The following is a 24,201-nucleotide window of genomic DNA, read 5'->3' on the forward strand; positions in this document are numbered from 1 at the left end:
CAATGAAGATTATCAAGCCAATGACAATGGGAGTTTTGCATAAAGCTTATGGCTTTAAGCAACAGCATTACTGTGTGATTGCGCCGGTGATCTTTTTCCGATTGACCTCAAAGGACAACACCGCAAGCACACCGCCTTTTATACAGGAACGTATTTTGGTTGAAAGCCAGCAATGGCCGCTAATTCAAGCAGCCTTGGGCGACAGCATTTTCGATTTGGTGATGCCGAAGCCCAAAATGGAAGTGTTAATTGCTGGTAGCGCTGTTAATCCCAATCCAAATTCAGGCCAGTTTCAAGCGCATGTGCAACTAAGCCATAAAAATGCAGGCGCATTAGATTGGTCGTGGTCGAAAACCTTGCAGCTTTACGGTAAACGGTATTGGCAAAAACAGTTTATAGGTTATCAACAAACGCAAGCCAAGCCAGTGACACAAGTCGCACTGGATTTACAGCATGCTTTTGGTGGCGAAGGTTTACTAGAAAACCCCCAAGGGTTAGGTTATTACCAAAATAAAAAGCAATCCGCTCTGGCTTTAGCGCAAATTGAAGATCCAAACCAACCAGTTACCTCTATTCGCCAAACCTCGTCCCCCGCTGGGTTCGGCCCATTGCCAATAACGCATCCACAGCGTGAACAATTTAACGGCGATTACAGCAACCAAGAATGGCTTGATTTACACTTCCCTGATTTAGCGCCCGATACCGATTTTCAGCTATTCCAAGCCGCGCGCGTTGACCAACAATTCGATATTGAATTCGATGGCACCGAATATTATTGCTTAACACACTTACACGAAGATATTGCGCAACTTGCAGGAACATTGCCCGGCATTCGCCCGCGCGCTTTTATAAACGACACTCAAGAGCTTGAACTACGCTTAGACACCTTATGGTTCTTCCCAAATCAGCAAATTGGCGCGTTGATATATCGCGGCCAAGTGCCTTGTGTTGATCCCGATGCATTAGACATCAAGCAACTAATGCTAGCTTATGAAAACTTAAACGATGCGCCGCGCCCGATTAGCCACTATCAAACCGTGTTAAAAGAACGTTTAGACCCAGAACTTGCGGCACTGGTTGCGATGGATGAGTCCCAACTCACGCCTGAAAAAAGCGATGCACAAAAAGCGCAGCTTGAAGCGGAAATTAGCGAAGAAGCCAAAGTAAAGCATGCGCTACTGGTAGAGCAACAAGCCGACTTGTTGGAACAAGTAAAAGCCGCTAACAACGGCAAATTACCCAAAGGCTTTGAACAGCTTACGCCACCAACCGAACCTAAAGTGTTGGTTTCTCAGGCCGCTATTGATCGCGGCGACTTCAATTTAAAAGCACTAAAACAAGAAGCCGATGCGCAACAAGCAGCAGCGCAAGCACAAAAAGCTGAATTAGAAGCGCAACAAAAACAAGCACAAGAAAACTTGAAGGCATTGAAATCGCGAGTAGAAGCTTCTGAATCCCCCGCTTCAACCGCGAAATTACCACTCATGAGTGAACAAGTAACGGCGCTGAAAAATATTAAATCGACAATTCCAGCGTCTGCGGCGCAAGCAATACCAGACGATGCCCTCGCCCAAATTGAAGCCTTACAAGTTAAAGCTGGGCAATACAGCGTGACGCCTTTTGAGCAATGGCCGGAAGAGAGCCTCGCACAAGAAAAACGCGCGGTGTTTTTACAAGCATGGCAGCAAGCCCAGAGTCAATCTGAAGCAGAGAGGACGGCTTTGCGGCAACGCGATTGGTCCGGCTGCGACCTATCAGGATTAGATTTATCTGGCTGGGATCTATCCCACTGTAATTTGCAAAATTGCAATTTAGAAAACACCCTCTTTATTGGTTGCAACCTAGAATGCACCAGCTTTGTTGGCGCGAAACTTATCGGAACGCAGTTCGACAATGCCAACCTGAAAAATGCTAACTTTTCCAATAGTATTGGCTTTGAAAATCGCTTCAATCATGCCGACTTAAGCCACGCCTTCTTCATACAAAGTGTGCTAACGCAAAGCCAATTTGTTGGTTGCACGCTAACAAAAGCGCAATTTTTAAAGGCCGATTGCTCCTATAGCCAGTTTAATCAAAGTCGCTTAGATGGAGTGTGCATGGTGCAATGTCAGTTGTTCGACTGCGACCTGCAACAATGCCAAGGGCAAATGCTAGTGCTGCTACAAACCAATGCCAATGTAAGCCGCTGGCATCAAAGTGAACTTTCTCGCTGCGCCTTTTTAGAATGCCAATTGGTGCTCAGCGGTTGGGCGCAAACCAAATTGGAAAAATGCCAATTTAGCGGCGGTTCTCAACTAACGGCAAGCCAATGGCACAGCGCCATCGCAAAAGAATGCGGATTACGCAGAATACAAGGTACAGGCATGAAAACCGATCACGCCTTGTTCTACCAGTGCGACTTAGGCGACAGTGAATTTCAGCATAGCGCCTGTGCTAACACCGAATTTGTTGGCAGCATTTTGTCAGATAGCAACTTTGCACAGAGCCGCTTAACCCATGCCAACTTTTACCAAGCTTTAATGCGTAAAACACAGCTTAACCAGTGTGATTTATCCTATAGCCAGTTCTATCATGCAGATGCACTGCTGGCTCGCGTTGAAGGCAGCGAAATGTCGAATGTTCAAAACGTTGCACCGGTTATCCAAAAACGTTGGCAGCATCAGTCAAACCAAGTGTTAGCGCCTTCCGACAATACGAGTTTTGAGGAGCGTATATCATGTTAATGTCCGCGCCGAATGCCATCATCGCCAAAAAAGCCCGAATTAGCCGCCCTATTGAGCAAGCTGATATGGCAAACGCTGTGTGGCAAAACGTCGTCGTTGAAAATGCTGTCTTTAATGAAGTGCGCTTTGCCGCAGTAAACGAAACACAAAGCACTGAACACACTTTGCTAATTCAAAACGTTCACTTCAAGCAAGCCACTTTCAACGCCTGCGACTTACAAGGTATTAAGTTTGAGCGCTGTCGTTTTGAATCCTGTACTTTTGCTAACTGCAACCTATCGTCGACTTCCCTGTTAACATGCACATTCATTCAGAGCAGTGTAAGCAACACAAACTGGCATCAAGGGCAACTTTTAGAGTGTGACAGCAAAGGCTTAGCGTTAACCAATTGCAACTTGTCGCAAAGCATTGTTGAAAATAGCCAATTCGTAGATGGCGCACTGTTAAATTGTGCACTTGAACAATCGCGGATTATCAACAACCAATGGACCAATTTCGCGTTAAATGAACTCGACTTCTCCGCTTTACACTGGGAAAACAATCGCTTAAAGCAAGTTATGATGTTGCAGTGCTTGTTTCATCAAAACGTGTTCACACAGGCTCATTGGGAATACTGCACCTTGACTGGCAGTACCTTAACGCAGTGCGATTTTTCCGATGCCACCTTATTAGCGGTGAACTTCTCCAAAGCGAGTTTACTGGGGTGTCGTTTTCACAACACCCGAATGCCGCAGAATTTATTTATCGACACTCAACTCTCTGAGTGCGACTTCATCAACAACGTGATGCCAATGGCAAACTTTTCCCAATGTAAAATGCAAAACTGCCAAATCACCAATGCACAAGCAGACAAAATTATATTCACACAGAATCTGATACAAACGAGCCAACTTCTAACTGGAAATTTTGAAATGGGTGATTTTTCCCATAGCCAATTTGAACAATGTCAGGTACAGAAATGCCATTTCGAACAAGGTAATTTTCACAATGTTCAAATAACAAACAGCACTTGGCAGGACAATCATGAAAAACCGTTACGCGTAACCAACAAAATACAATTAAACGCAGAAGAGCGAATTAGAAACATCTTTATGAAACATGGCGCAAAAGCGGCATAAAACTAAGGCAAAAAAACCTTTAAATACAGAATGTTAAATTCTCAATTTGATAAGAGAAATAAAGAGTAAACATGATGAATCAGGCTAAAATAAACCACAAGGTGACGCCCATTACACCGCCCAAGCAAAATACATTGCAAGTGGGTGAAATTACCGCGGATAACCAAAGCGATTACAGCATTGACCATCGTTTTAGTGCTAAAAAGGCCCTCAGTTGCTTGCTCAACCCAGAGCTAGGTGATCAGGTTTTGTACTACCAGCAAGGTGAACATAGCTGGATTGTATCTGTTCTCGAAAGTGAATGTGATGCCATGCAAGCGGCATCAAACGAACAGAAAAATAGCACCACAAAAGATAGAATAATATCCATCAATAACCAGGCACCTATCACATTAGAAACCGCACGATTTACGGTTAATGCCAAGGATAGCATTAGCATGAATGCGGCCCAGAATATTCAACTCACCGCGGTGTTGGGAAAGCTATCCATTAGCGCAAGATCCTTAATTCAGAGTGTGCAGGAGTCCTGCATTTCACTCGCTAAACATTGGCTTAATCGCGCTGAATATATTGATCAAGAGGCGGAAAAGTTATTGAAAACTCATGCACAACATCAACTAATGACCGCTGAAAAAGACGTCAAAGTGGATGCTGAACGCATCAATATGGGATAAACGAGGTAAGTTATGTTTTGTAAAACACAAATGTTTTCAATGTCGTTTGGCTTTCCAGATGTGTGCAAGGTCCCAATCCCTATTCCGACACCACTGCCCTTGCCGAATTTTGCATTTTCCACCATGGCGGTGCCCAATGTATTTAACTTTTTTATTTCCGCGATGCCGGTACACAATTTAGCCACGACCACAGCAATAAGTTCAGGTGATGAAGCTTCAGCGCCCGGCGGTGGTGGCGTGGTATCAAATTTATTTATTGGCCCAAAGCGCAACGCCCTTGGCAGCTTTAAAACCTTTTTTAGCTGTATGCCGTCAACCAGAATGCTGGATATGACCTTACACAATGGGATGTTAAGTAATGTACCGGGATTAGTATTAACACCAAGCCAAATTAAAATGCTGGTGCTGGGGTAAATTATGAACAGCTACCGCACACTCATGTTGATTAACTTACTTTTATGCTTAGGCGCCTGCTCTACTATGCAAAGTTTAAATGAAAATATGCCGTGGTATGCCGCTAACGAAGTAGAAAGCATTGGTTTGCAAGTCAGTTATGATGCGCAATTACAACACGCAATTTCGGTGGATGTGGTGTTTGTTTATGACGAAAACCTGAGCGCACTACTAACGAGTGCAAGCGCAACGCAATGGTTTCAAGAAAAGCCCGGCTACTTAGCCAGTTATGGACACCAAATGCACATCCTGCATCGGGAAATCGTTCCCGGATATAACGAATTAATTAACACATTGCCTCAGGACCACAAGGACGCAAAAGCGGTGTTTGCGTTTGCAAATTACACCAATAACCCCAACACCAAGGCCACGTTGAGTGTTTACACCACGCCATGGTTATTGTTCGATGCCCAAAATATGGCATTACTTACACAGCGCCCTCAGGCTCAATCAGACGCCTCTGATGGCGGTTCAGCAAACGGGAGAAACCGCTAATGATAGACATTCAACAACTTCGCAACCAAGTACATTGGTCCGAAGGCATGTTGCTTTCAGCGCAACATTTCCAGCAAAACAATTTGTATTTTGAACAATTGATGGTGTACCGCGATCAGCTACAAAATCCTTATAGTTGGGGCGTAATACATTTAGACATCGACGAGTCAGCTATCAACCGAGGCAAACTGGAAGTCACCCGACTCATTGCCATTATGCCTGATGGAACGATTGTCAAAGACGGCACGCGCCACGAAGAAGTGTTATCTGAACAAGAAGACGGCACGCGCCGCGAAGAAGTGTTGTCTGAACAAGACGAACCCTCGAAATTATTGAGCTTAGACTTAACTAAATTAAATGATATTAAGGAAGATAAGCCTTTTTATGTATACCTAGCAATTCCGCAATTGACCGATGCCTGTGCCAGCGATAACGAAACGCAAGCAAAGCGCTACGACAGCGTAAAAGTAGGTAACGTGATCGACCAAAACGACTTTGGTAATCGTGCAGATATTGAACGCCTTAAGCCGCGTGTGCAGCTTATTCCCGAATCGCAATTTAATGGAAAATACAGTGGCTTTGAGTTGGCGAAAATTAAGCTTAACGACGCTAACTTCAAGTTATTGCCGTTTATACCAGCGCCGTTGACCTTGAGCCAAGACTCTTTCGCCTATTACCATTTGCTGATTCAAAAGCTCGATAAAATGTTGAAGCTGATCAATGAGAAAGCCAACAAAATCTGCAACTATTTTTCCGATAACGACAACAATGGCGTGCAGCGCCAACGTGTTTATCATTTAACCGCGCAGCTCCCCGCGTTTAATGCCGTATATTTAAGCAAAAACGTGACGCCGTTCGCCTTGTACCAAGCCTTAGTGCAAATGGCTGGGCATATGTCCCCACTCACCAGCAATCTTATTCCACCGACTTTTAAGACGTACGACCATAACAATCCAATGCAAACGTTCGAGCCTGTTATTGACTACATCGAAGGCATTTGTGAAAACATCTATTTTAATTTTTCTGAAGAGCATTTTGTATTAGATAAACAAGGTACGTACTTCGCCCCAATCCAAAATCTTTCGAAAGGGAATGTCATTTACATATCCTGTACCCAAGCTAACGGTTCAACAATCGACAAACTTAAACAATGGATGGAAAGCGCCATGATCGCTTCAGAAGCTAGTTTGCAAGATGCTATTTCGATGCGTTCCACTGGCGCTGGGCGCAACATTCAATCAACTCTGGACGCCTTTGATTTAGTCGCAAAGAAAGGTGAACTTTACTGTGTCATTAACTGTGATAAAGATTATATCGCGCCATATCAGACGCTTTACATTAAAGGTACAAACAAAACATTAGAGGAACATAAGCCCCAGCGTATCACCCTCATTGCCGACAAAAGGAATGGGTAAAGCAGCATGACTATCGCGCCGAAAGCCAGCAACAATGACTTATTGATTCTTCATGTATTTGAAGAATCTTTAGCCTATTGGAGCGAGCTTAAAAAGCGTATTCACATGCATAATCAAAGCGATAACAAACTTAAGCATGAAGATGGCACGCTGGTTTCGGATTTACCTTTGTATTTACATTGGGAATTAAACAATTTCTTCGAACAACAAAAGCAGAATATGGAACGTTCAAACTTGGGCGGGCAATTTGCCGATTACTTAGATATGCAATACGCGTTGGTGGCTTTTATTGATGATCAACTGCTCAATGAAAACGCAAATTTGTTAACAGAACCAATGCGTTGGATAGACTACTTATTAGAACGAAGCTTATTTTCAACCTCGGTAGCAGGCGATAAGCTGATCCAAAAAATGCAAGAGTTAACTCAACAAAATGTCAGTATGAGCTTGGCTTCCAAAGAAGCCCGCTTAAAGGCTTATGTGTATTTATGCTTACTCTGGCAAGGCTTTGAAGGAAGCCTTCGCAGATGCCTTAGCGATAAAACAGAGTTGGCACGAATGAAAGCAAAGTTAATTGAAATTTGTGAATATTCTGCACTGGACATTTCAGACAAAAACCATGCCCTGATTAATCAAGCCTTTGGTTACGCGCCAAGTCAACGCTCGAAAAACAAAGATCTCGATAACGCACGATTAGCGCCTATTTCCCGCTGGCATCGTGTGGTGCTTGTTGCTGCGGCCCTCTACTTGGTTGCAAGTTCTGCCCTGTGGTTCAGCCTGACTAATGAACTTAACGCTACATTCGATAAAGAATTTCAACAAAAGCAGCAACAATTAATGAACAACAAAGTCGAGCCTAAAAACGGTAAAAACAAAGAGGCAACGCTATGAGTTTCGGTCAATTTAAGTCCTACTTTAGCCAATACTTTGCTAAAGCGAATGAATTTGGCCTAGGTTGGTTGTTCGTTATTCTTATTGTTGCCCTATTGATTTGGTACCTTTCCAAAGGCAACAAATTGAGTTTCCGTGTGCCGTTTTTGCCGCGTTTTATGAATAAGGTCAGCATCGACCCTAAAGCCTTGAGTGAGCTAAAAGACAAAAGCGGGCAATTCATAAAGCATGATAATACCAAAGCAGCCCCATCGACGAAGGCCAATACACAAGCCACAAGCGACAACCGTAATGCTTCTGTTCGCGGTATTAGCTTGTGGCAAATGCTGAGAGGCGCAGATGAAAAGCGCTACAAGCAACCTACTTATCTACTCATTAGTGACAATCAGGTTCAAGAAAACCAGCATTTTCTACAAGACTTATCTCTTACTCTCGCCAGAAAAGGCCATCGGCTCGGGAGCAAAGTTGCTACGCATTACCCCAATTGGTATCACTTTGACCAAGGTACGATTATTCACGGTACACCACTCAATAACGCACTATCTCAAGCGCAACAGTACCGCCCGGAACGTCCGTTAGATGGCATAATTGTTAGCCTTTCGGTTAAGCGTTTATGCAAAGCGGAAAGGCCCAAAGAGATTCAGGAATGGGCAAACACCATTTTCCAACAGATTTGGGAAACACAAAATCAAGTAGGGTTTGTACTACCAATTTATTTATTATTAACAGAAACCGACGACTTACCTAATTTTAATGCCTTTTGGCAACAAGAAGCCTTAAAAGCCCGCCTAAATGAACCGTTTGGTTGGCTTAATTACGATAGCTCGGTAAAGCCTTATCAATCTCAATGGATTGATGAGGCCATGCAAAAGCTCAGCTTGTATGTGCGGAATATTCAAATTGGCATCATGGCTCAAGACAACTCCGAAAAGCAGTATAGTGACGACAGCGGAGCCCTCTTGTTTGCGAAAGAACTGAAAAGCTTACACGCCAATCTCAGCATTTTCTGCGACGAACTTTTTGCCCACACCATTTTCCAAAACCCGTTGGTGCTGCGTGGGTTACATTTCACGGGTTCACCAAACTCACAAATGCATGGTTCTTCGCAAACAGACGACACTTTATTAACAGATAATGGGCAGCAGCAACCTAGCAATTACAAATCAATTCATCACTATTTTGTGAAAGATTGGCTAGAACAGGTGGTTTTCCCTGAAAGCGGCTTGGCTTACGCACCTCGTAGCCGTTTGATGTCGAGTAATAAAAAGCTCAGAAATTATCAATATGCGTCTATATTTGGCTTTACTGCACTGACTATTTTATTGCTTACCGACGCTGCTCACCTTAACCAACAAACCAACGGACTCGTATTGTCCATTAATGAATTCCCAGAACAAAAAGAAACGGGTCCGATTCGGATTGAACATATTCATCGAGTGTTTGATCACATTAGCAATATGGATGCTAGTAAATTTAACCATCTCAGTATGCCATTTTCTTGGTTCACGCCATTTAACGAACGCTTAACGTCTTATTTTGATGAGCTGGTTTTTGATAGTGTATTGTTCCCTGCCATGGAATGCAGGATGCAAACCCTACTCAATAAAAAGCTCACAACGGACTTTAACGACTTACAAGTAAACGCCTATGGTGACTGGCTCGACACCTTGTCTGACAACTTCCAGAAACGTGCTCAGTTGAATAACTTAATCACGAATTCACTTAGTAAAAGAGAAGTTATGGGGCAACTTCCTGAAATGATGAAATACTTATATGACGAGAATTTGCCGGACAGTTTCTTCGCGCGCTCAGACTTGTATATCAAAGCTATTCAACGCCCTTCTGCTTTAGTCCCTCACCCCTGCTTTATTTCACCATCCGACCAAGATCAAAAATGGGCGAAAGTTAAATTGATCGCTGAACACGAAAAATGGGAGAAAATTAGATCAAGCGCTGAGCTCGAAATTCAACGCATTGTGAAAAGCGTAGAGGCACCAATGGCATTCTTCAAAGTAAGTAAACAAATGCAAAGCCTGCCAAATGTTGTTGCTTGGTACAAAAAAATTCCTGAATTCAGCGACGAGTTAATGCGCTTTAACGCTTGGTTTTTACATATGAAAAGTCACTGGCTCACGCAACATAATAAAACCAATGAATGTCAACGTATTCAGGCCGCATTGCAAAACCTCGTTAACTCTAAGTTTTTTCGTCAGCATGAGGATTATGCCAATCGCTTTTATAAAGTTTGTATGCGTAGCGTAGCGGAACGCATTCAGGATGAACGTAGTCTTTCCCCTATTCAGATTTACGCGAATAACACCTACCCCTACCAATTGTCGCAAACTGCGAAAACGTTATTCAAGGAAGTGAACAAGTTGAATGATTTGTCATTTATGCTTGAACACGCCGAAGTCGGTCGCCCGGCGTTAAAGTCCAACTTTTATTGGTCAACCGACCTGCTAAATCAGGCATTAGCAAAAGAAGAGGAATACGAGAACTTTGCCATCAACGAATACAAAAACCTGTGGCTACCTAAAAAAGTGGATAAGAATATTGAAAAATACTTTGCCCAAGGCATTGCAATGAAACAACTGCAATTTTCGATGAATCGCTATATTTTGCTGGCTCAAGTGGAAACTTTTCCCGAATATCACCCTGAACATTTGCGCCCTATCAACCAAGAAGAAGCTGATTTAGCCGCTGCCGTGGGTAATTTCCGAAAATCCATGGATAGCATCATGAATTTACTTGTTGTATTAAAAAAGCTGGAATTTAAAGAAAGCTACAACTGGCTAAAAGACGTTAGCCAAAGCCAAGCTTATGCCTTATTGAAAAAAGTCGACAAAATTTATCGTCAAAGCCGCGTGTACCAACCTTTGAATAAGCCTCGTTGGTCAGCTCATCAATACAATGACGTGTTATTTGGAATTAGTCATGAGGGCCAGTTAAAGGATTATATTGCCGCACAATCTGAACGCGCCAACGACATTGCCACCGAATACGCCGAGCCACTGATTGTATTTTTACTCAATACTAAGGGTAAATATTTGGATTACAGCTTGTTTGGCAAGTGGCAAAACACCTTAATTGAATTAAACAAAAAACTCAGCAACGACCCTGCAAATAGCCTAGATAACCTAGAAAGCTTTATGACAGGCCAACTGGCGGGAGTGAATCAAAGTAACTGCTTTAAGAAGGTGAAGGATCTCGTCGTGCCGGAAGGTAGTGATGTGTTTGCATCAAAGCAACGTTTGATTGTCACTAAAGCAGAAGAACACTGTAAGCGTTTTAGAGCCGATGAAATTCGCGGTGAATACGCTAAAGTGAAGTCGCTGTTTAATCAGTATTTACGAGGAAAAGCACCTTTCAGTCAAATGCAAACGGCGCGCACTGTGTCGCCTATGGAAATGAAACAATTCCTTAGCGGTTATTTGCCCATTGCCGCAGGCTTAATTGAACGCATGAATATTTTAGCGTGGAAGGATAAACGGAATGAAGAGGCGCAAAGGTTTATCACTGAAATGAATCATATTGCCACGTTTTTTTCAGCTATTTTGTATTCGCCCACCGAGCAAGGCGCCCAAGGTTTGGAGTTAGCCTTGAATTTCAACGTATTGAGTGACCAAGCCAGTATGGTGCGACATTTAACGCAATGGCAGTGGCACGTAGGTAATCAACATTTACGTTATCCGGGCGACGAATCTCGCTTAACTTGGCTGCCGAATCAGCCTATTACGATGAGTTTACAATGGGCTGATCAATCGCCTTATCGCCCCTCTCTTTCTGGTTTGCAAAGGGCTGCTGGCATGCAAGCAGCCGTATCTGGCAACACATTACGTTATCAAGCGGATAGTGTATGGAGCTTAATTGATTTTGTTCGCCGACATCAATCACTCGAAGTGGATTCAGAATCGTTAAACGAACATTCTCAATTGCTAACCTTTGTTGCTAATGTGGGTACGCCACAAGTGACGGAAAATGTGAAGCCTTTACGCGCATTTGCACGTTTAACCGCTTATGGCGTTATTCCTGAAATCGAAGAAAAACACGATCTCGATTCCGAAGCCGAGGAAAGTCATTCTCCCAACTTGAAACCCGAAAGAAAACAAGCTCTTGCGATACCGCTATCGTTCCCGCAAGCCGTGCCAGTTGTATATTAAAGAGGAACTTAGATGAACCCGCATCACGAACAATTAACGCGCCTATTTCAAGAGCAAGTTGGTGAATCCATCAACAATTTGTTGAAGGATATTAGCAAATCCGCCCCCTGCGGCGCCGACCTCAAATTAAATGGCGCTTATGCGGCCATTAATAAAGCACGTAAATCGGATGATGCATCGACACCAAGGGGTGAATGGAAACACAACCTGAACACCGCTAATTGGGATGAGGTAACGCAGTTGGCTACCGAGTCCTTACGCGATAAAACTAAGGATCTGCAAATTGCCATTTGGTTAATGGAAGCACAAATCAATAAGTATGGTTTTGAAGCTATTGCTCCCGGCGTGTATTTTTTACATCAATTAACGCAAAAGTTCTGGGGGGATATTCACCCACAAATGGAAGACCCCAAGCAAGATTTAGAGTATCGCACCAACCTCATTGATTGGGTGAACACTAAGCTGCACCCCACCATTAAGCAACTTGCTATCACTCAAACTCGAAATGAGCAAAATTATAGTTGGGCGGATTGGGAACGAGCAGCGCAGCTTGAACAACTGCCCGCTGACCAGAAAAAAAAACTCGGTCCAGATTTTATCCCAGTGAATACGATTGTTACCGCTGTTATTGCCTCGCCAGTGACGTTTTATCAGGAATTATTCAAAAGCCTAACGCTCGCTATTGAGGCATTAGAAGACTACGCCAGCTACTTCGATAATTTACTAGGCAGCGCTGCACCAGCGCTTAACGGGATTACCGGATTGGTAAACGGGATTTATGAAACCCTGTATAACCATGTGAAACATCGAATGAGCGATGCTTCAAACAATGGATTTGCGGAGGAAGCAAACGTGGAAACGGCACCCCATACCAGCATTGAACACCATGCAGGCCCCATTCGTAATCGCGAAGAAGCTTACGCCAGATTAGCCGAAGCCGCTGAGTATTTATCTCACGACGATCCCCACAGCCCGGTCCCCTACTTAGTATACAAAGCTATTGAATGGGGCCAATTAAACACTGCGGAGTTGTATCAAGAGCTATTTGTACAGTATCAGGGCCAATTAAATATATTCGACATTTTGGGGCTGGATATAAGCCAGCAAGCCAAAAAATAGGAGGCGAACCTATGCAAGATGCGGATAACCACACAGACTATTCAACTCAGCTTCACATGGTTGAAGCCGGAGGTCGTCGTTTTCATATTGAGAGTGGGCGTTGTCCGAACCCGCCTAGCGAGCATCCTTTGGAATTCAAAATTACTCAGATGGAAACTCAAGCCCTTGGGCACTATGACATTGAATACGGAGGTTATATCAATCTATTTGATGAGGAAAACCACCTCGTCGGCGGATTACAGCTTCAACGTCGCTGGCAAATGTGCAAGTTATTCGCGTTTTGGTTAGAGGAACAATACCGAGGGATGGGTCTAGGCAAATATTTATTAGCCGAGGCAGAATCCTTGGCACAGTTGATGGGTGCAAACCATTTAATGCTGGAAACCAGCACGTTGCATCATTATGCCTTTTATTTAGCTCAAGGTTTTGAAGTCATTTCGGCGTTAGATAATGTTATCCCCGGACACGATTTTTACATTATGCGTAAATCAATTTTCACCTCGGCCTCCCAAGAAGAGAGCCGATTGGCGTCCGTTTAAAATGAATAATCGCCAGTTACACGACGTAAATAAACACCGCCTCTTGGATTGGGCGCAGCAGCAATTGTGCCAGCTTGATGCGAACGAGAAGCGGAAATGGCCTGCCCTAAGTGCACCGACTCAAGAGCAGCATGCCGTTGAAAATAAGCACTACGACCTTGATTTTGAAGAGGGAGCATCCCACCCCGAAGTTGTTGCTGTAGCTGTGGAGAAAGTTGATAAGAAAGTGCCGTTTGTTCACGTGCAGGGAGTGGTTGTTTAATGCCGGTTGCCGCACCGTTTCCAGCGTTTTGTGGGCGACCATTGTGGGCAACGCCCCAAGCAGAGGCAACGCTTTCGCGTTTGTTGTGGCTGCTGCTAAATTCGCGACCAAATTGTAACTTGGGCTCAAAAGGTGCGTTGATACCGATCAATTGCACGGGATTTTGGCCAAGGCGGCTATCGGATAAACTCATCGTGTTTCATTCGTACAAAACTGTGCTTATTGCCTGACATTAGGTGTTATTTAATCGATTTACAACGTTAATTTTCAAAAGAGAAAGCCGTTTTGCGCGTATTTCAAACCTTTAATCAAGGTGAAGCTCACTATATTGCCTACATTACTCAGGATGTAAGCCAAGCGGATTTGTGTGTTTATATCACTAAAAATCAAGGACTTGCTTATGGTGAAAACCGCTGGTTTATCACCAACAATAAAACCCAAACCGATAAAACGTTGTTCTTTGGTAGCCGTGGCTCAGCGCAATTGGTGGTGTGCTTTGTTAACTCCCCCGCTCTGGCAGGATGGCAGCGTAATCATCCACTCCAAGGAAAGCTGTGTCGTTTTTAACAGCACAAATTTTGTATTAGGCACTATTCGGACTGAGGAGGAGGCAAACGCACCACGGAAAGGTTAATGTCGTAGCGAATTTCTAGGGCTTTTTCTCGCTCTTGTGCCGCGTTTTGAGTGGAAAACTCCCCAAGCGTCACCAATACCCACTGACTGCCTGTTGGCCGCATAAAATCAAAATAAAACACAGTTTCTTCGATATTTCGATCTGCAATAAATTGTTCAGCGGCCTGCTTTGAAGGAAAGCTATCTAACGATAGTGTGGCTTTTTCTGGCAAATTCTTTGAGGAAAACATCAAGTCTGAGATACCGATGTAGGTTGTCTGCTGACTATCCCCTTCGATAACCTCGTTTGTTGGTGCGGTGTTTTTTGAAAGTGCTTCTGTTAATACCTTATCTTCACTTTGTTGTTCACTTGTCTCATTCCCTGTGACTTGTGCTTCTATTGTATTAACCGAGTTTGCACTTAGTTCTGATAATTTTGAGGAGAGGTTTTCTGGCAGCGGAAACCAGAAGGCAATCAGGTAGCCTAGGGCAACAAGCAAAACAACAAGCATGATTTTCTTCAACAGAAGACTTCCTTATTTCAATGGCTTAGCTCAACCAATGTAACCCTAGCAATGTGTTTATGCTTCATTATTGTTCATAATTCGGCTAACACAAGCACAAATTTGCCTAAACACTAATGCATTAAAGACAAAAAAACAATTGATAACAATGGTCTAAACAAGAATCATTCTTTTTGGTATCTATTTGTTTTTTAAATATTTTTTTGATTTCGATCAAGTTTAAAACTATACTCCGTCGGAAAGTTAGCAAATACCAGCGAGTGTAATTCTCATGCAAGGCAACACTAAAATTGTCAGCTTATTAAACGAGGTTTTGACTCAAGAACTGACATCCATTAATCAGTTCTTTCTCCATGCCCGTATGTACAAGAATTGGGGACTCGAAAAGCTCAATAGCGCCTGTTACAAAAAGTCAATTAAAGACATGAAACAAGCCGACAAGCTTATGGAGCGAATCTTATTTTTAGAAGGGCTACCTAACCTTCAGAATCTTGGCAAATTGATGATTGGCGAAGAAACGAAGGAAATGTTGAAGTGTGATTTGGATTTCCAAACGGCTCAACTCGACAAACTGAGACAAGCCATTAGCGTTTGTGAACAAGAGAAAGATTACGTTACCCGTTTACTTCTCGTCGACATTTTAGATTACGAAGAAGAGCATATCGATTGGCTAGAAACGCAATTTTATCAAATCGATAACATGGGCATCGAAAATTATCTTCAAGCTCAAGTAGGAGATGAATAACATGCAAGGCAAACAAAATATTATCGATGCGTTAAACCTTTTGTTGAAAAACGAACTCACTGCAATGGATCAGTATTTTATCCATTCCAGAATGTATCACGACTGGGGTTTAACCAAATTATATGAACGCATCGACCACGAATTTGACGATGAAAAGCAACACGCTTCCCTACTCATTGAGCGAATTTTATTCCTTGAAGGAACGCCGGATTTAAGTCAACGTGATCCGCTAATGGTAGGCAAAGATGTGCCTAGTATGTTGGAAAATGACTTAAAAGTTGAATACTTAGTCGATACGTTATTGAAAGATACCATCGCATTATGTGAGCAAGAACAAGATTACGTAACCCGTCATATGTTGTACACGCTCATTGAAGAAACCGAAATGGATCATGCGTATTGGTTAGAGCAACAACTTCGCTTAATCAAAACTTTAGGATTAAGCAACTATTTGCAATCGCAAATGTAATTCGAATTTCGATTGATAAAAAAGGGCGTCTTTTCAGGCGCCCTTTTCGTTTTCATCGGTTTTATTGTTAATTAAAAACGATAATTCAACGTGACTTTGAATTGTCTTGGTGTGCCGTAGCGATATTGTTCGAAAAAGCCGATTTGGCTGAAGTATTTTTTATCGAACAGGTTGTCGAGGTTCACTTGAATGCGAGTTTTTGGATTAATATCATAACGCGCCATCAAATTCACAATGGAATAGGCTTCTTGATCTAACCGAATACTGCCATTCACAGAATAAGTTTCATCCTGCCAATTGACACCACCACCAACGGTTAGCTCTGGTAATGCATCAACAAATTGATAAGTCGTAAAAAGCTTAAATTGTTTACGAGGATGATCGGTGTTTACGTCAATACCCTGTGCATCTTCAGCATTAAAGTATGAATAACCGGCGTTAATGTTCCAACCTTCAACGGGCTGACCAACCACTTCCAATTCAAAACCCTCACTCACCGTACCTTGTGCTTCTCGTTGCGCTTGGGTGTTGACTGTGCCGGGAACAAGGTAGCCGACATCAGGCTGCGCTAAATTATCTTGCTCAATGCGGAAAACCGCCACAGAGGTATGCAAGGCATCATTTAAGAAGGTGCTTTTCAGGCCGATTTCTTTGCTCTTTCCTTTAATAGAGTCGAGAAAATCACCGAATCTATCTTGAGCATTTTGTGGCTGGAAAATTTCGGTGTAGCTGGCATAAACACGATGTTGTTGGTTAATATCGTAAAGCACCCCAGTATAAGGAATGAGCACATCGTCTTCACCAAAATCGGTCACAACATCGTAGCTAATTCCCGTTCTGTCCCAACTTGATAAACGTGCACCAACAATCACTTTTAGATCGTCATTAATATGAAAACGTGTTGCTCCGTAAAAGCCTTTTTGTTCAGTATCCATATCTTGTGCAATGCTGCTTTCAGTTGACCAATCCGGCTCAGGAAACTCACCATTCCATTCAAAGAAATTACCCACTGGCAAAAAGGCATTGGTTAACGCTGCATAAGTCAGGGTGTCTGCGCTTTGCTCACTGTAAATTGCCCCCAACACAAACTCGTGGATGTCGCCAAAGGCACTGTAATCGCCTTTTAACTGAATATCGTAGCTATTTTGCGAACTCTCGCCGCTACTTTTATAAGGAAATGAACTTAAGCCAATACCCGTGTCTTTGTCTAACACACCTGATAGATATAGAAGCTCGGTGCTTTGTTCATACTTCAAATTGTTGTAGTTAACTAAAAGCTCCCAGCCATTAGCAAAGCTGTGTTGCACGTTAGCGAATACATTTTTGCCTGTTGTTTCCCATTCTGTCCATGTCGCTGCGGTGGTAGTAGATACATCCCAATCGGTTGTGCTGCCATCAGTGTAAAAGCTAGGTAAAGCGCCCCACGTTGGCGATGTTGGATCGTTATTTTGGTAGCTCGCTCCCACGCGCACTAGCGTATTTTTGCTCACATCCGCTTCAAAAACACCATATAAAACGGAAACGCTGTCTTCATATAAATCAAGAAAGGATTCGCCATCTTGATACTTTGCTACAACACGACCTCGCATTGTGCCGCTGCGGTTGAGCCCAGTGCTAACATCAGCACTTAATTCACGACTTTCCCAGCTACCAATTGCCGCATTTACAAAGCCCGTTAGCTCTGTACTGTTAGCGCGCTTTCTGACAAGGTTGATAGAAGCAGAAGGATCACCCGCGCCAGTTAATAATCCCGTGGCACCACGCACAAACTCAATACGCTCGTAGATAGAAACATCTTGTATGGTTTCGCCTGAATCACCAGCGAGACTCCAAGAAAGTGGCACACCATCAATTTGATAATTGCTGATTTCAAAGCCCCGTGCTTGCAGTGTATTACGCACGTTATCAATTTCTTTTGCTGATACACCAACCGCGTTTAATACGGTATCGACAATGGTATCAAGCGCCTGATCTTGAACGCGCAATTCGGTAATTACACTCACCGATTGCGGTGTTTCACGTAAGGTTAATCCCAACCCTGTTGCGGTATCAATGACTTCACTAACAGTATAACCACCACTTACTGTAATTCGCTCGATGCTGGGGTCAGCGTTGGTTGCGTTAGTTTGGATATCAGTTTGAGTTTGGGCATGTGCCATCCCCGTACAGGCAAAAGCGATTGATGCAGTTAATGGCATCAATGTGAATCGATTTTTAATGCTCACAGAATACAACCTTGTGTCAATTTAATGAAAATAATTTAATGATAATGCGATTAATTATTATTTGCGTTATGATGTTAGCGCTTTCCTTTTTATCTGGAAAGACATTTTTATAATTCACAAAAAAAACACAGCAGTATGAACAACACTAAACGCTCGAAACTAACAAACCGCTTTTGGTTTCAATTACACGGATGGTTTTCCCTCCCTCTTTGGATACTATTCTGTTTCATCGCTTTAACGGGGAGCATTGCTTCAATTAGTCACGAATTAACGTGGTTAACTAATCCCAATGCCAGAGCCACGAACCCTGACTCCGTTAGTGCCAAATCCCCCGACGACATTATTCAAATTGTGCAGCAAGCGCATCCAAGTGCAGATATATCTGGCATGAGCACCTTTGAACCTTATCTGGTGAATGCGGTGTTGTTTTCCGATAAAGACAAACCCTTCGCCATTGCCTACGTAAATCAATACACAGGTGAAATACAAGAAATCAACACAGGTACCACATTTATTACCTTTATGCGTTCACTACACGGTTGGTTACTTTTCCCTTGGCATCATGGTTACAGTGTGGGCTATTATCTTGTCAGCCTATTTTCGCTGCTGTTAATGGGGGCCGTTGTCACGGGTATGATTGTTTACAAAAAGTTTTGGCGCGCCTTTTTCCAATTTAAACTGCGTTTTCACCAAGGCGGGCGCACTTTTCTGTCCGATCTACATAGGCTTTGCGGCGTGTGGTCTATTTGGTTCATGATTATCATGAGCTTAACGGGTTTATGGTATTTAATTCAGGCGGTAATGTGGCATAACGATGTAGAAATTGACCCCTACCCCAATATTATTCCTGTAGAACACATCCCGATGCAAAAGACATCCGTTCCTAATGCCGCAGAGCGTGTTAAAACCGCGCTGGCAGCAGCAAAAGCGACTTATCCTGATTTTGAGTTGAGCTACATGATGTTGCCTGAACACAACCGAGATACGTTAAAACTTTACGGTAGTGGTAATGATATTTTCTATGATAATTTCAGTTATGTTGTTGCAGTGGATCCATGGAGTGGCAATGTAACCCATGAATTGAGTCCTGATAATATGAACCTGACTCAAAGTGTGATGCATATTGCCGATCCCCTGCATTTTGGTTACATCGGTGGACTGTGGACTAAGTTTATTTGGTTTTTCTTTGGTTTAGTTTTATCAGGAATGATGCTTTCCGGCTTTTTAATGTGGCGTAAACGCGTGATTACGCCAAAAGCAAAACGCCCAGCCACACAAAACAAGGAGGTAATATCATGAGAAATGCCAATAAAAGCGTTTGGAAAAGATACCAATATTTGCTCAATGGCATGTTATTAGCATTGCCTGTTTTATTTTTGTATCAATCACTTACCCCAAGTTTCCCTGCGAGCTTAGGCACTAAAACCGTGGGCGAATTTGAAATCAGCGCCATGCCATTTGATGCCAACCCGCCTTATTTACACGATGGTGTTTACGTTAAAGATTTTATGGTGACGTTTACGAAGGGCAATGTTGATGAGATTCGCCAAGCTTATTTAAATATTGGCGAAAAAGCACGTCCACTTAACCAAATGCAGCGCGCTTCAGAAGGTATTTTACATGGCAGCCGCTACGGGAAACATGTTCATGCATTGGCTTCTGAGAGCATCCATCCATCAGACAAAGTATGGTTAACAATTGAGCATTGGGATGGTCGTATTGAGCAGGTGAATTGGGACTGGCGCTGAAATAGCGCCTTTGAGGCTAATCAATATGCGTGGAAAAATCGTAGAATGCTGTTACGCTTTGCTGTGTTTTTTCGTGTTTCCATTGCGTTGTTAAACGCCAGTTCATATCGGGTTCACTGCAACTTCCTAAGAAAAAAACCGCTTGATATTGGTTTTTCTGGCTCTGACTTTCTTGTATGAGAAGGGGGGTTTTTCCCATATACATATTCACCCCTTCAACCCACCCTCGTTCAAGTTTCCAACCTTTGGATAAAAACAATATCGCCTGAATTTCCTCCTCAACGAGCACGGGATCAGGTGCCAGTTTTACCTTCAGCTTGGCATAGGTTTGACAATCGTCTCCATCTAAACACACTTTTGTCCCCTGATGAGATTTTCCCGACTGAAACCCCGCTAGTTGATCGGAAAAAATATAAGAAAAAACTACCAATAAGAGCAGTAATGTTACCGAGATAATCGCTTTCAGTTGCACCAAATTTAGCCTTTATTTTGAGTTTCTGCGTATAAGCTACTTTGTAACCTTGACCAAGATCAATTTAAAGTCGAAGGTACTGTTAATTTCTTTTCAAAAACCGTATTATCTGCCGCGTTTAGCTTCCGGCAATTGCAGCATTTTTAGCTAACAAATCGGCACATTACGAACTATGCTTGTATCATCTTTAAGTTGTTATCAAGGCAGTTTGTAGACATTTTAAAGATGTATGTAAGTCGTATTTAAATAGAATGTTACGCGGTTGTGAAAAGAAGCTTAAAACCGATACTAAAATAATTAACCGCATTGAACTGATTAACTAGTGGAAGAACTCCGAAAATGAGTGAAATGAGTCACACACTCCCGAATTACAACTACAAAGTTGTTAGACAATTTGCAGTCATGACTGTCATATGGGGTATCGTCGGAATGTCTGTCGGTGTTTTACTTGCGGCCCAATTGATTTGGCCCGAGTTAAACTTCGAAACACCCTGGCTTACCTATTCTCGTCTAAGACCACTTCACACGAACGCTGTTATTTTCGCGTTTGGTGGATGTGCGTTATTTGCTACCTCTTACTACGTTGTCCAACGTACTTGTCAAACTAAGTTGTTTAGTGACAAGCTTGCTACTTTCACGTTTTGGGGTTGGCAAGCAGTAATTCTTTCTGCTGCGATTTCGTTGCCACTTGGTTACACAACTTCTAAAGAATATGCAGAGTTGGAATGGCCAATTGACATCCTAATTGCCGTTGTTTGGATTGCATACTTAATTAACTTCTTTGGAACGTTAGTGATTCGCCGTGTTTCACATATCTACGTTGCCAATTGGTTTTTCGGTGCATTTATTATCACCGTTGCAGTATTGCATATTGGTAATAGTATGGCCGTTCCCGTTTCGCTCACCAAATCCTACTCTCTCTATGCTGGGGCAGTAGATGCGATAATGCAGTGGTGGTACGGTCACAACGCCGTCGGTTTCTTCTTAACGGCAGGCTTTTTGGGTATGATGTATTACTTCGTTCCTAAGCAAGCCGAACGCCCTGTTTATTCCTATCGTTTATCGGTTATTCACTTCTGGGCACTTATTTCTCTTTATATTTGGGCTGGCCCTCACCACCTTCACTACACTGCACTTCCAGATTGGACTCAGTCATTAGGTATGGTGATGTCAATTATTCTATTTGTGCCTTCTTGGGGGGGAATGATCAACGGTATCATGACGCTTTCTGGTGCTTGGCATAAATTACGTACCGACCCAATTTTACGTTTCCTTATCGTTTCTTTGTCTTTCTACGGCATGTCGACCTTCGAAGGTCCAATGATGTCAATCAAGACAGTAAACGCCCTTTCTCACTATACAGATTGGACAATTGGTCACGTACACTCAGGGGCTTTAGGCTGGGTTGCAATGGTATCAATCGGCTCAATTTATCACTTAATCCCAGTGTTATTTGGTCAACCTAAGATGTTCAGTACGCGTTTGATCAACGTGCATTTCTGGTTAACCACAATCGGTGTTGTACTTTACATCGTAGCAATGTGGATCTCAGGTATCATGCAAGGTTTGATGTGGCGTGCAATTAATGATGACGGCACATTAACTTATAGCTTTGTTGAGAGCGTTGAAGCATCAATGCCTTATTACTTCATGCGCTTCTTAGGCGGCTGTTTCATTGTAGTAGGCATGTTGATCATGGCTTACAACGTATTTAAGACAGTTTCTGCGCCTAAATCTGAAAAGAATGCGCAAGCAGAACCTCAACCGGCATAAGGAAAAGACCTGATGAAAAATGTTCATGAGTTAGTAGAAAAGAATACTGGTCTTCTTACCATTTTTATTCTGATTGCTATCAGTTTTGGTGCAATGGTTGAAATTGCTCCGCTTATGTTTCAACAACATACAATGACGCCAGTAAAAGGCTTAAAGCCATACACTGCACTGCAAATGGAAGGTCGAGACATCTACATCCGTGAAGGTTGTGTGGGGTGTCATAGCCAAATGGTTCGTCCTTTCCGCGCAGAAACTGAGCGTTACGGTCACTACTCGGTTGCGGGTGAATCGGTATGGGAGAGACCTTTCCTTTGGGGCTCTAAGCGTACTGGTCCTGACCTTGCCCGTGTAGGTGGTCGTTATAGTGATGATTGGCATTTTGCACACTTAATGGACCCGCGTTCTGTGGTTCCTGAGTCTAATATGCCGGGCTATCCTTGGCTTGCTGAAAACACGCTAACAGGTGAATTAACGGCTAAAAAGCTGGAAACCTTCCGTTCTTTAGGCGTGCCATACACGGATGAAGATATTGCGGGCGCAAAGAAAGCGGTTGAAGGCAAAACGGAAATTCAAGCCCTTATCGCTTATTTGCAATCATTAGGTACGGCATTGAAATGATAGATTACGGCATGATCGGTAGTATTTTCACCGTATTAGTATTCGTATTTTTTATTGGAATTGTTGCTTGGGCATATAGTAAGAAATCCAAAAAGGGCTTTGATGAAGCTGCTAATTTGGTTTTCGATGATGAACCCACTCAAGCCACAAAACAAAATAACGGGAGTCATCGTTAAATGAGTAGTTTTTGGAGCATTTGGATTAGCATCATTAGCTTAGGCACAATAATGGGGTGCTTCCTGTTATTACGCTGGTGCTTAAAAAACAAAACTGGTGTTACTGAAGGTGACGATATGCATCATGAATTTGATGGTATCGTTGAGATTAACAACCCCCTTCCGAAGTGGTGGACCTACTTATTCTACGCTTGTATCGTTTGGGGCTTGGCCTATTTAGCACTGTATCCGGGCTTAGGTAACTTTGAAGGGATGCTAGGTTGGAAGAGTTCTAATCAAGGCGTTTTAACATTAGAAGAGTCACGCGCAGCGGTAGCGAAAGCAAAGGCTGAAGGTAAGATCGTTCAGTATGACCGTGAAATCGCACATGCTAAACAAAAGTATGATCCTATCTTTGATGAGTACGCGAGCCGTCCTATTCCAGAGTTAATTAACGACCCAGAAGCATTGAAAGTAGGTCAGCGTTTGTTCTTACAAAACTGTTCTCAGTGCCATGGTTCAGATGCACGTGGTCAACTTGGTTTCCCTAACCTGACTGACAACGATTGGTTGTACGGCGGTACACCTGAGAAGATTAAGGAAACCTTGTTAGGTGGTCGTAGTGGTCAAATGCCATCATGGGCGAGCTTTGGTGAGCAAGGTGTAAAAGAAGTTGTTGCTTATACACTGAGCTTAAGTGGTCGTGAAGTTGATGCGGGCCTGAAAGCTGCGGGTGAATCTCGCTTTGCAACTTGTTCAGCATGTCATGGCTCTGATGGTAAAGGTAATCAAATGCTAGGCGCACCTAACCTAACTGACAACATTTGGTTGTACGGTGCAACTGAAGAGTCTGTTACCGAAACAGTTATGAATGGTCGTAACGGCGTTATGCCATCATTCAAGGACAGATTAGGCGAAAACAAAGTTCACGTTGTTGCTGCTTACATCTATAGCCTTTCTCACAAATAAGTTGTTGTATGTATAAGCCTCGCCTTCGGCGGGGCTTTTTCT

At 43.0% G+C, this 24,201-nt stretch carries 23 protein-coding genes; 19 read left to right on the forward strand and 4 right to left on the reverse strand.

The window, feature by feature from the left end; translation table 11 throughout:
* Positions 1–2 precede the first annotated feature (2 nt).
* From HJG39_RS00220 to HJG39_RS00265, 10 genes are all read left to right on the forward strand, one after another.
* Positions 3–2,723, forward strand: coding sequence for a DUF2169 family type VI secretion system accessory protein (locus HJG39_RS00220; RefSeq protein ID WP_268405389.1), 2,721 nt, complete (start codon positions 3–5; stop codon positions 2,721–2,723).
* Positions 2,717–3,841, forward strand: a complete 1,125-nt coding sequence (locus HJG39_RS00225; protein ID WP_268405391.1) for a pentapeptide repeat-containing protein — start codon at positions 2,717–2,719, stop codon at positions 3,839–3,841. Before HJG39_RS00220 ends, HJG39_RS00225 begins: the two co-directional genes overlap by 7 nt.
* 71 nt (positions 3,842–3,912) lie before the next feature.
* Positions 3,913–4,515 carry a DUF3540 domain-containing protein gene (locus tag HJG39_RS00230; protein ID WP_268405393.1) on the forward strand — a complete coding sequence of 201 codons (603 nt, stop codon included), beginning with the start codon at positions 3,913–3,915 and terminating at the stop codon, positions 4,513–4,515.
* A gap of 12 nt (positions 4,516–4,527) precedes the next feature.
* Positions 4,528–4,929 carry a DUF4150 domain-containing protein gene (locus tag HJG39_RS00235; RefSeq protein ID WP_268405395.1) on the forward strand — a complete coding sequence of 134 codons (402 nt, stop codon included), beginning with the start codon at positions 4,528–4,530 and terminating at the stop codon, positions 4,927–4,929.
* Positions 4,930–4,932: 3 nt separating this feature from the next.
* Positions 4,933–5,463 (forward strand): hypothetical protein, encoded by a 531-nt coding sequence (locus HJG39_RS00240; RefSeq protein WP_268405397.1) that lies wholly within the window; start codon positions 4,933–4,935, stop codon positions 5,461–5,463.
* Entirely contained in the window at positions 5,463–6,878 is a 1,416-nt protein-coding gene (tssK, locus tag HJG39_RS00245; RefSeq protein ID WP_268405399.1) for a type VI secretion system baseplate subunit TssK, read from the forward strand. Before HJG39_RS00240 ends, tssK begins: the two co-directional genes overlap by 1 nt.
* A gap of 6 nt (positions 6,879–6,884) precedes the next feature.
* On the forward strand, positions 6,885–7,769 hold the full coding sequence (locus HJG39_RS00250) for a DotU family type IV/VI secretion system protein (RefSeq protein WP_268405401.1): 885 nt from the start codon (positions 6,885–6,887) through the stop codon (positions 7,767–7,769).
* Positions 7,766–11,929 carry a type VI secretion system protein gene (locus HJG39_RS00255; RefSeq protein ID WP_268405402.1) on the forward strand — a complete coding sequence of 1,388 codons (4,164 nt, stop codon included), beginning with the start codon at positions 7,766–7,768 and terminating at the stop codon, positions 11,927–11,929. Before HJG39_RS00250 ends, HJG39_RS00255 begins: the two co-directional genes overlap by 4 nt.
* A gap of 12 nt (positions 11,930–11,941) precedes the next feature.
* Positions 11,942–13,048 carry a type VI secretion system protein TssA gene (gene tssA, locus HJG39_RS00260; protein ID WP_268405404.1) on the forward strand — a complete coding sequence of 369 codons (1,107 nt, stop codon included), beginning with the start codon at positions 11,942–11,944 and terminating at the stop codon, positions 13,046–13,048.
* Positions 13,049–13,059: 11 nt separating this feature from the next.
* The gene (locus HJG39_RS00265; RefSeq protein WP_268405406.1) at positions 13,060–13,587 is read left to right on the forward strand and encodes a GNAT family N-acetyltransferase; all 528 of its coding nucleotides are present in this window, start codon (positions 13,060–13,062) and stop codon (positions 13,585–13,587) included.
* Here the strand turns inward: HJG39_RS00265 and HJG39_RS00270 are convergent.
* Positions 13,584–14,042: a hypothetical protein gene (locus tag HJG39_RS00270; RefSeq protein ID WP_268405408.1), complete on the reverse strand. Its 459-nt coding sequence runs from the start codon at positions 14,040–14,042 to the stop codon at positions 13,584–13,586. The genes HJG39_RS00265 and HJG39_RS00270 overlap by 4 nt on opposite strands.
* Positions 14,043–14,134: 92 nt before the next feature.
* Here HJG39_RS00270 and HJG39_RS00275 point away from each other — a divergent pair, with 92 nt between their 5' ends.
* The gene (locus HJG39_RS00275) at positions 14,135–14,416 is read left to right on the forward strand and encodes a DUF6150 family protein (protein ID WP_268405410.1); all 282 of its coding nucleotides are present in this window, start codon (positions 14,135–14,137) and stop codon (positions 14,414–14,416) included.
* A gap of 23 nt (positions 14,417–14,439) precedes the next feature.
* On the opposite strand, the gene HJG39_RS00280 is transcribed toward HJG39_RS00275, so the two are convergent.
* The gene (locus tag HJG39_RS00280; protein WP_268405412.1) at positions 14,440–14,985 is read right to left on the reverse strand and encodes a hypothetical protein; all 546 of its coding nucleotides are present in this window, start codon (positions 14,983–14,985) and stop codon (positions 14,440–14,442) included.
* A gap of 271 nt (positions 14,986–15,256) precedes the next feature.
* Between HJG39_RS00280 and bfr (HJG39_RS00285) the strand changes: the two genes are divergently transcribed.
* Together bfr (HJG39_RS00285) and bfr (HJG39_RS00290) are read left to right on the forward strand one after the other, a co-directional pair.
* Positions 15,257–15,730, forward strand: coding sequence for a bacterioferritin (gene bfr / locus HJG39_RS00285; RefSeq protein ID WP_268405414.1), 474 nt, complete (start codon positions 15,257–15,259; stop codon positions 15,728–15,730).
* A gap of 1 nt (position 15,731) precedes the next feature.
* Complete coding sequence (gene bfr, locus HJG39_RS00290; protein WP_268405416.1) at positions 15,732–16,199, forward strand: bacterioferritin; 468 nt, start codon at positions 15,732–15,734, stop codon at positions 16,197–16,199.
* Positions 16,200–16,270: 71 nt separating this feature from the next.
* Here the strand turns inward: bfr (HJG39_RS00290) and HJG39_RS00295 are convergent, their stop codons facing one another.
* Positions 16,271–18,358 (reverse strand): TonB-dependent siderophore receptor, encoded by a 2,088-nt coding sequence (locus HJG39_RS00295; protein WP_268406239.1) that lies wholly within the window; start codon positions 18,356–18,358, stop codon positions 16,271–16,273.
* A gap of 201 nt (positions 18,359–18,559) precedes the next feature.
* Here HJG39_RS00295 and HJG39_RS00300 point away from each other — a divergent pair, with 201 nt between their 5' ends.
* Both HJG39_RS00300 and HJG39_RS00305 read left to right on the forward strand, forming a co-directional pair.
* On the forward strand, positions 18,560–19,723 hold the full coding sequence (locus HJG39_RS00300) for a PepSY-associated TM helix domain-containing protein (RefSeq protein WP_268405418.1): 1,164 nt from the start codon (positions 18,560–18,562) through the stop codon (positions 19,721–19,723).
* Positions 19,720–20,172: a hypothetical protein gene (locus tag HJG39_RS00305; RefSeq protein ID WP_268405420.1), complete on the forward strand. Its 453-nt coding sequence runs from the start codon at positions 19,720–19,722 to the stop codon at positions 20,170–20,172. The genes HJG39_RS00300 and HJG39_RS00305 overlap by 4 nt, the downstream gene beginning before the upstream one ends.
* Before the next feature lie 16 nt (positions 20,173–20,188).
* Here the strand turns inward: HJG39_RS00305 and HJG39_RS00310 are convergent, their stop codons facing one another.
* Positions 20,189–20,644, reverse strand: coding sequence for a hypothetical protein (locus HJG39_RS00310; RefSeq protein ID WP_268405422.1), 456 nt, complete (start codon positions 20,642–20,644; stop codon positions 20,189–20,191).
* A gap of 339 nt (positions 20,645–20,983) precedes the next feature.
* Between HJG39_RS00310 and ccoN the strand changes: the two genes are divergently transcribed.
* The 4 genes from ccoN to ccoP are packed head-to-tail and all read left to right on the forward strand — an operon-like array spanning position 20,984 to position 24,159.
* Positions 20,984–22,417 carry a cytochrome-c oxidase, cbb3-type subunit I gene (gene ccoN, locus HJG39_RS00315; RefSeq protein ID WP_268405424.1) on the forward strand — a complete coding sequence of 478 codons (1,434 nt, stop codon included), beginning with the start codon at positions 20,984–20,986 and terminating at the stop codon, positions 22,415–22,417.
* A gap of 12 nt (positions 22,418–22,429) precedes the next feature.
* The gene (gene ccoO, locus HJG39_RS00320; protein ID WP_268405426.1) at positions 22,430–23,035 is read left to right on the forward strand and encodes a cytochrome-c oxidase, cbb3-type subunit II; all 606 of its coding nucleotides are present in this window, start codon (positions 22,430–22,432) and stop codon (positions 23,033–23,035) included.
* Positions 23,035–23,211 carry a cbb3-type cytochrome oxidase subunit 3 gene (locus HJG39_RS00325; RefSeq protein WP_268406240.1) on the forward strand — a complete coding sequence of 59 codons (177 nt, stop codon included), beginning with the start codon at positions 23,035–23,037 and terminating at the stop codon, positions 23,209–23,211. The genes ccoO and HJG39_RS00325 overlap by 1 nt, the downstream gene beginning before the upstream one ends.
* On the forward strand, positions 23,212–24,159 hold the full coding sequence (ccoP, locus tag HJG39_RS00330; protein ID WP_268405428.1) for a cytochrome-c oxidase, cbb3-type subunit III: 948 nt from the start codon (positions 23,212–23,214) through the stop codon (positions 24,157–24,159).
* Positions 24,160–24,201: the final 42 nt, after the last annotated feature.

Source organism: Alteromonas sp. a30, assembly GCF_026788005.1.
Classification (GTDB): domain Bacteria; phylum Pseudomonadota; class Gammaproteobacteria; order Enterobacterales; family Alteromonadaceae; genus Paraneptunicella.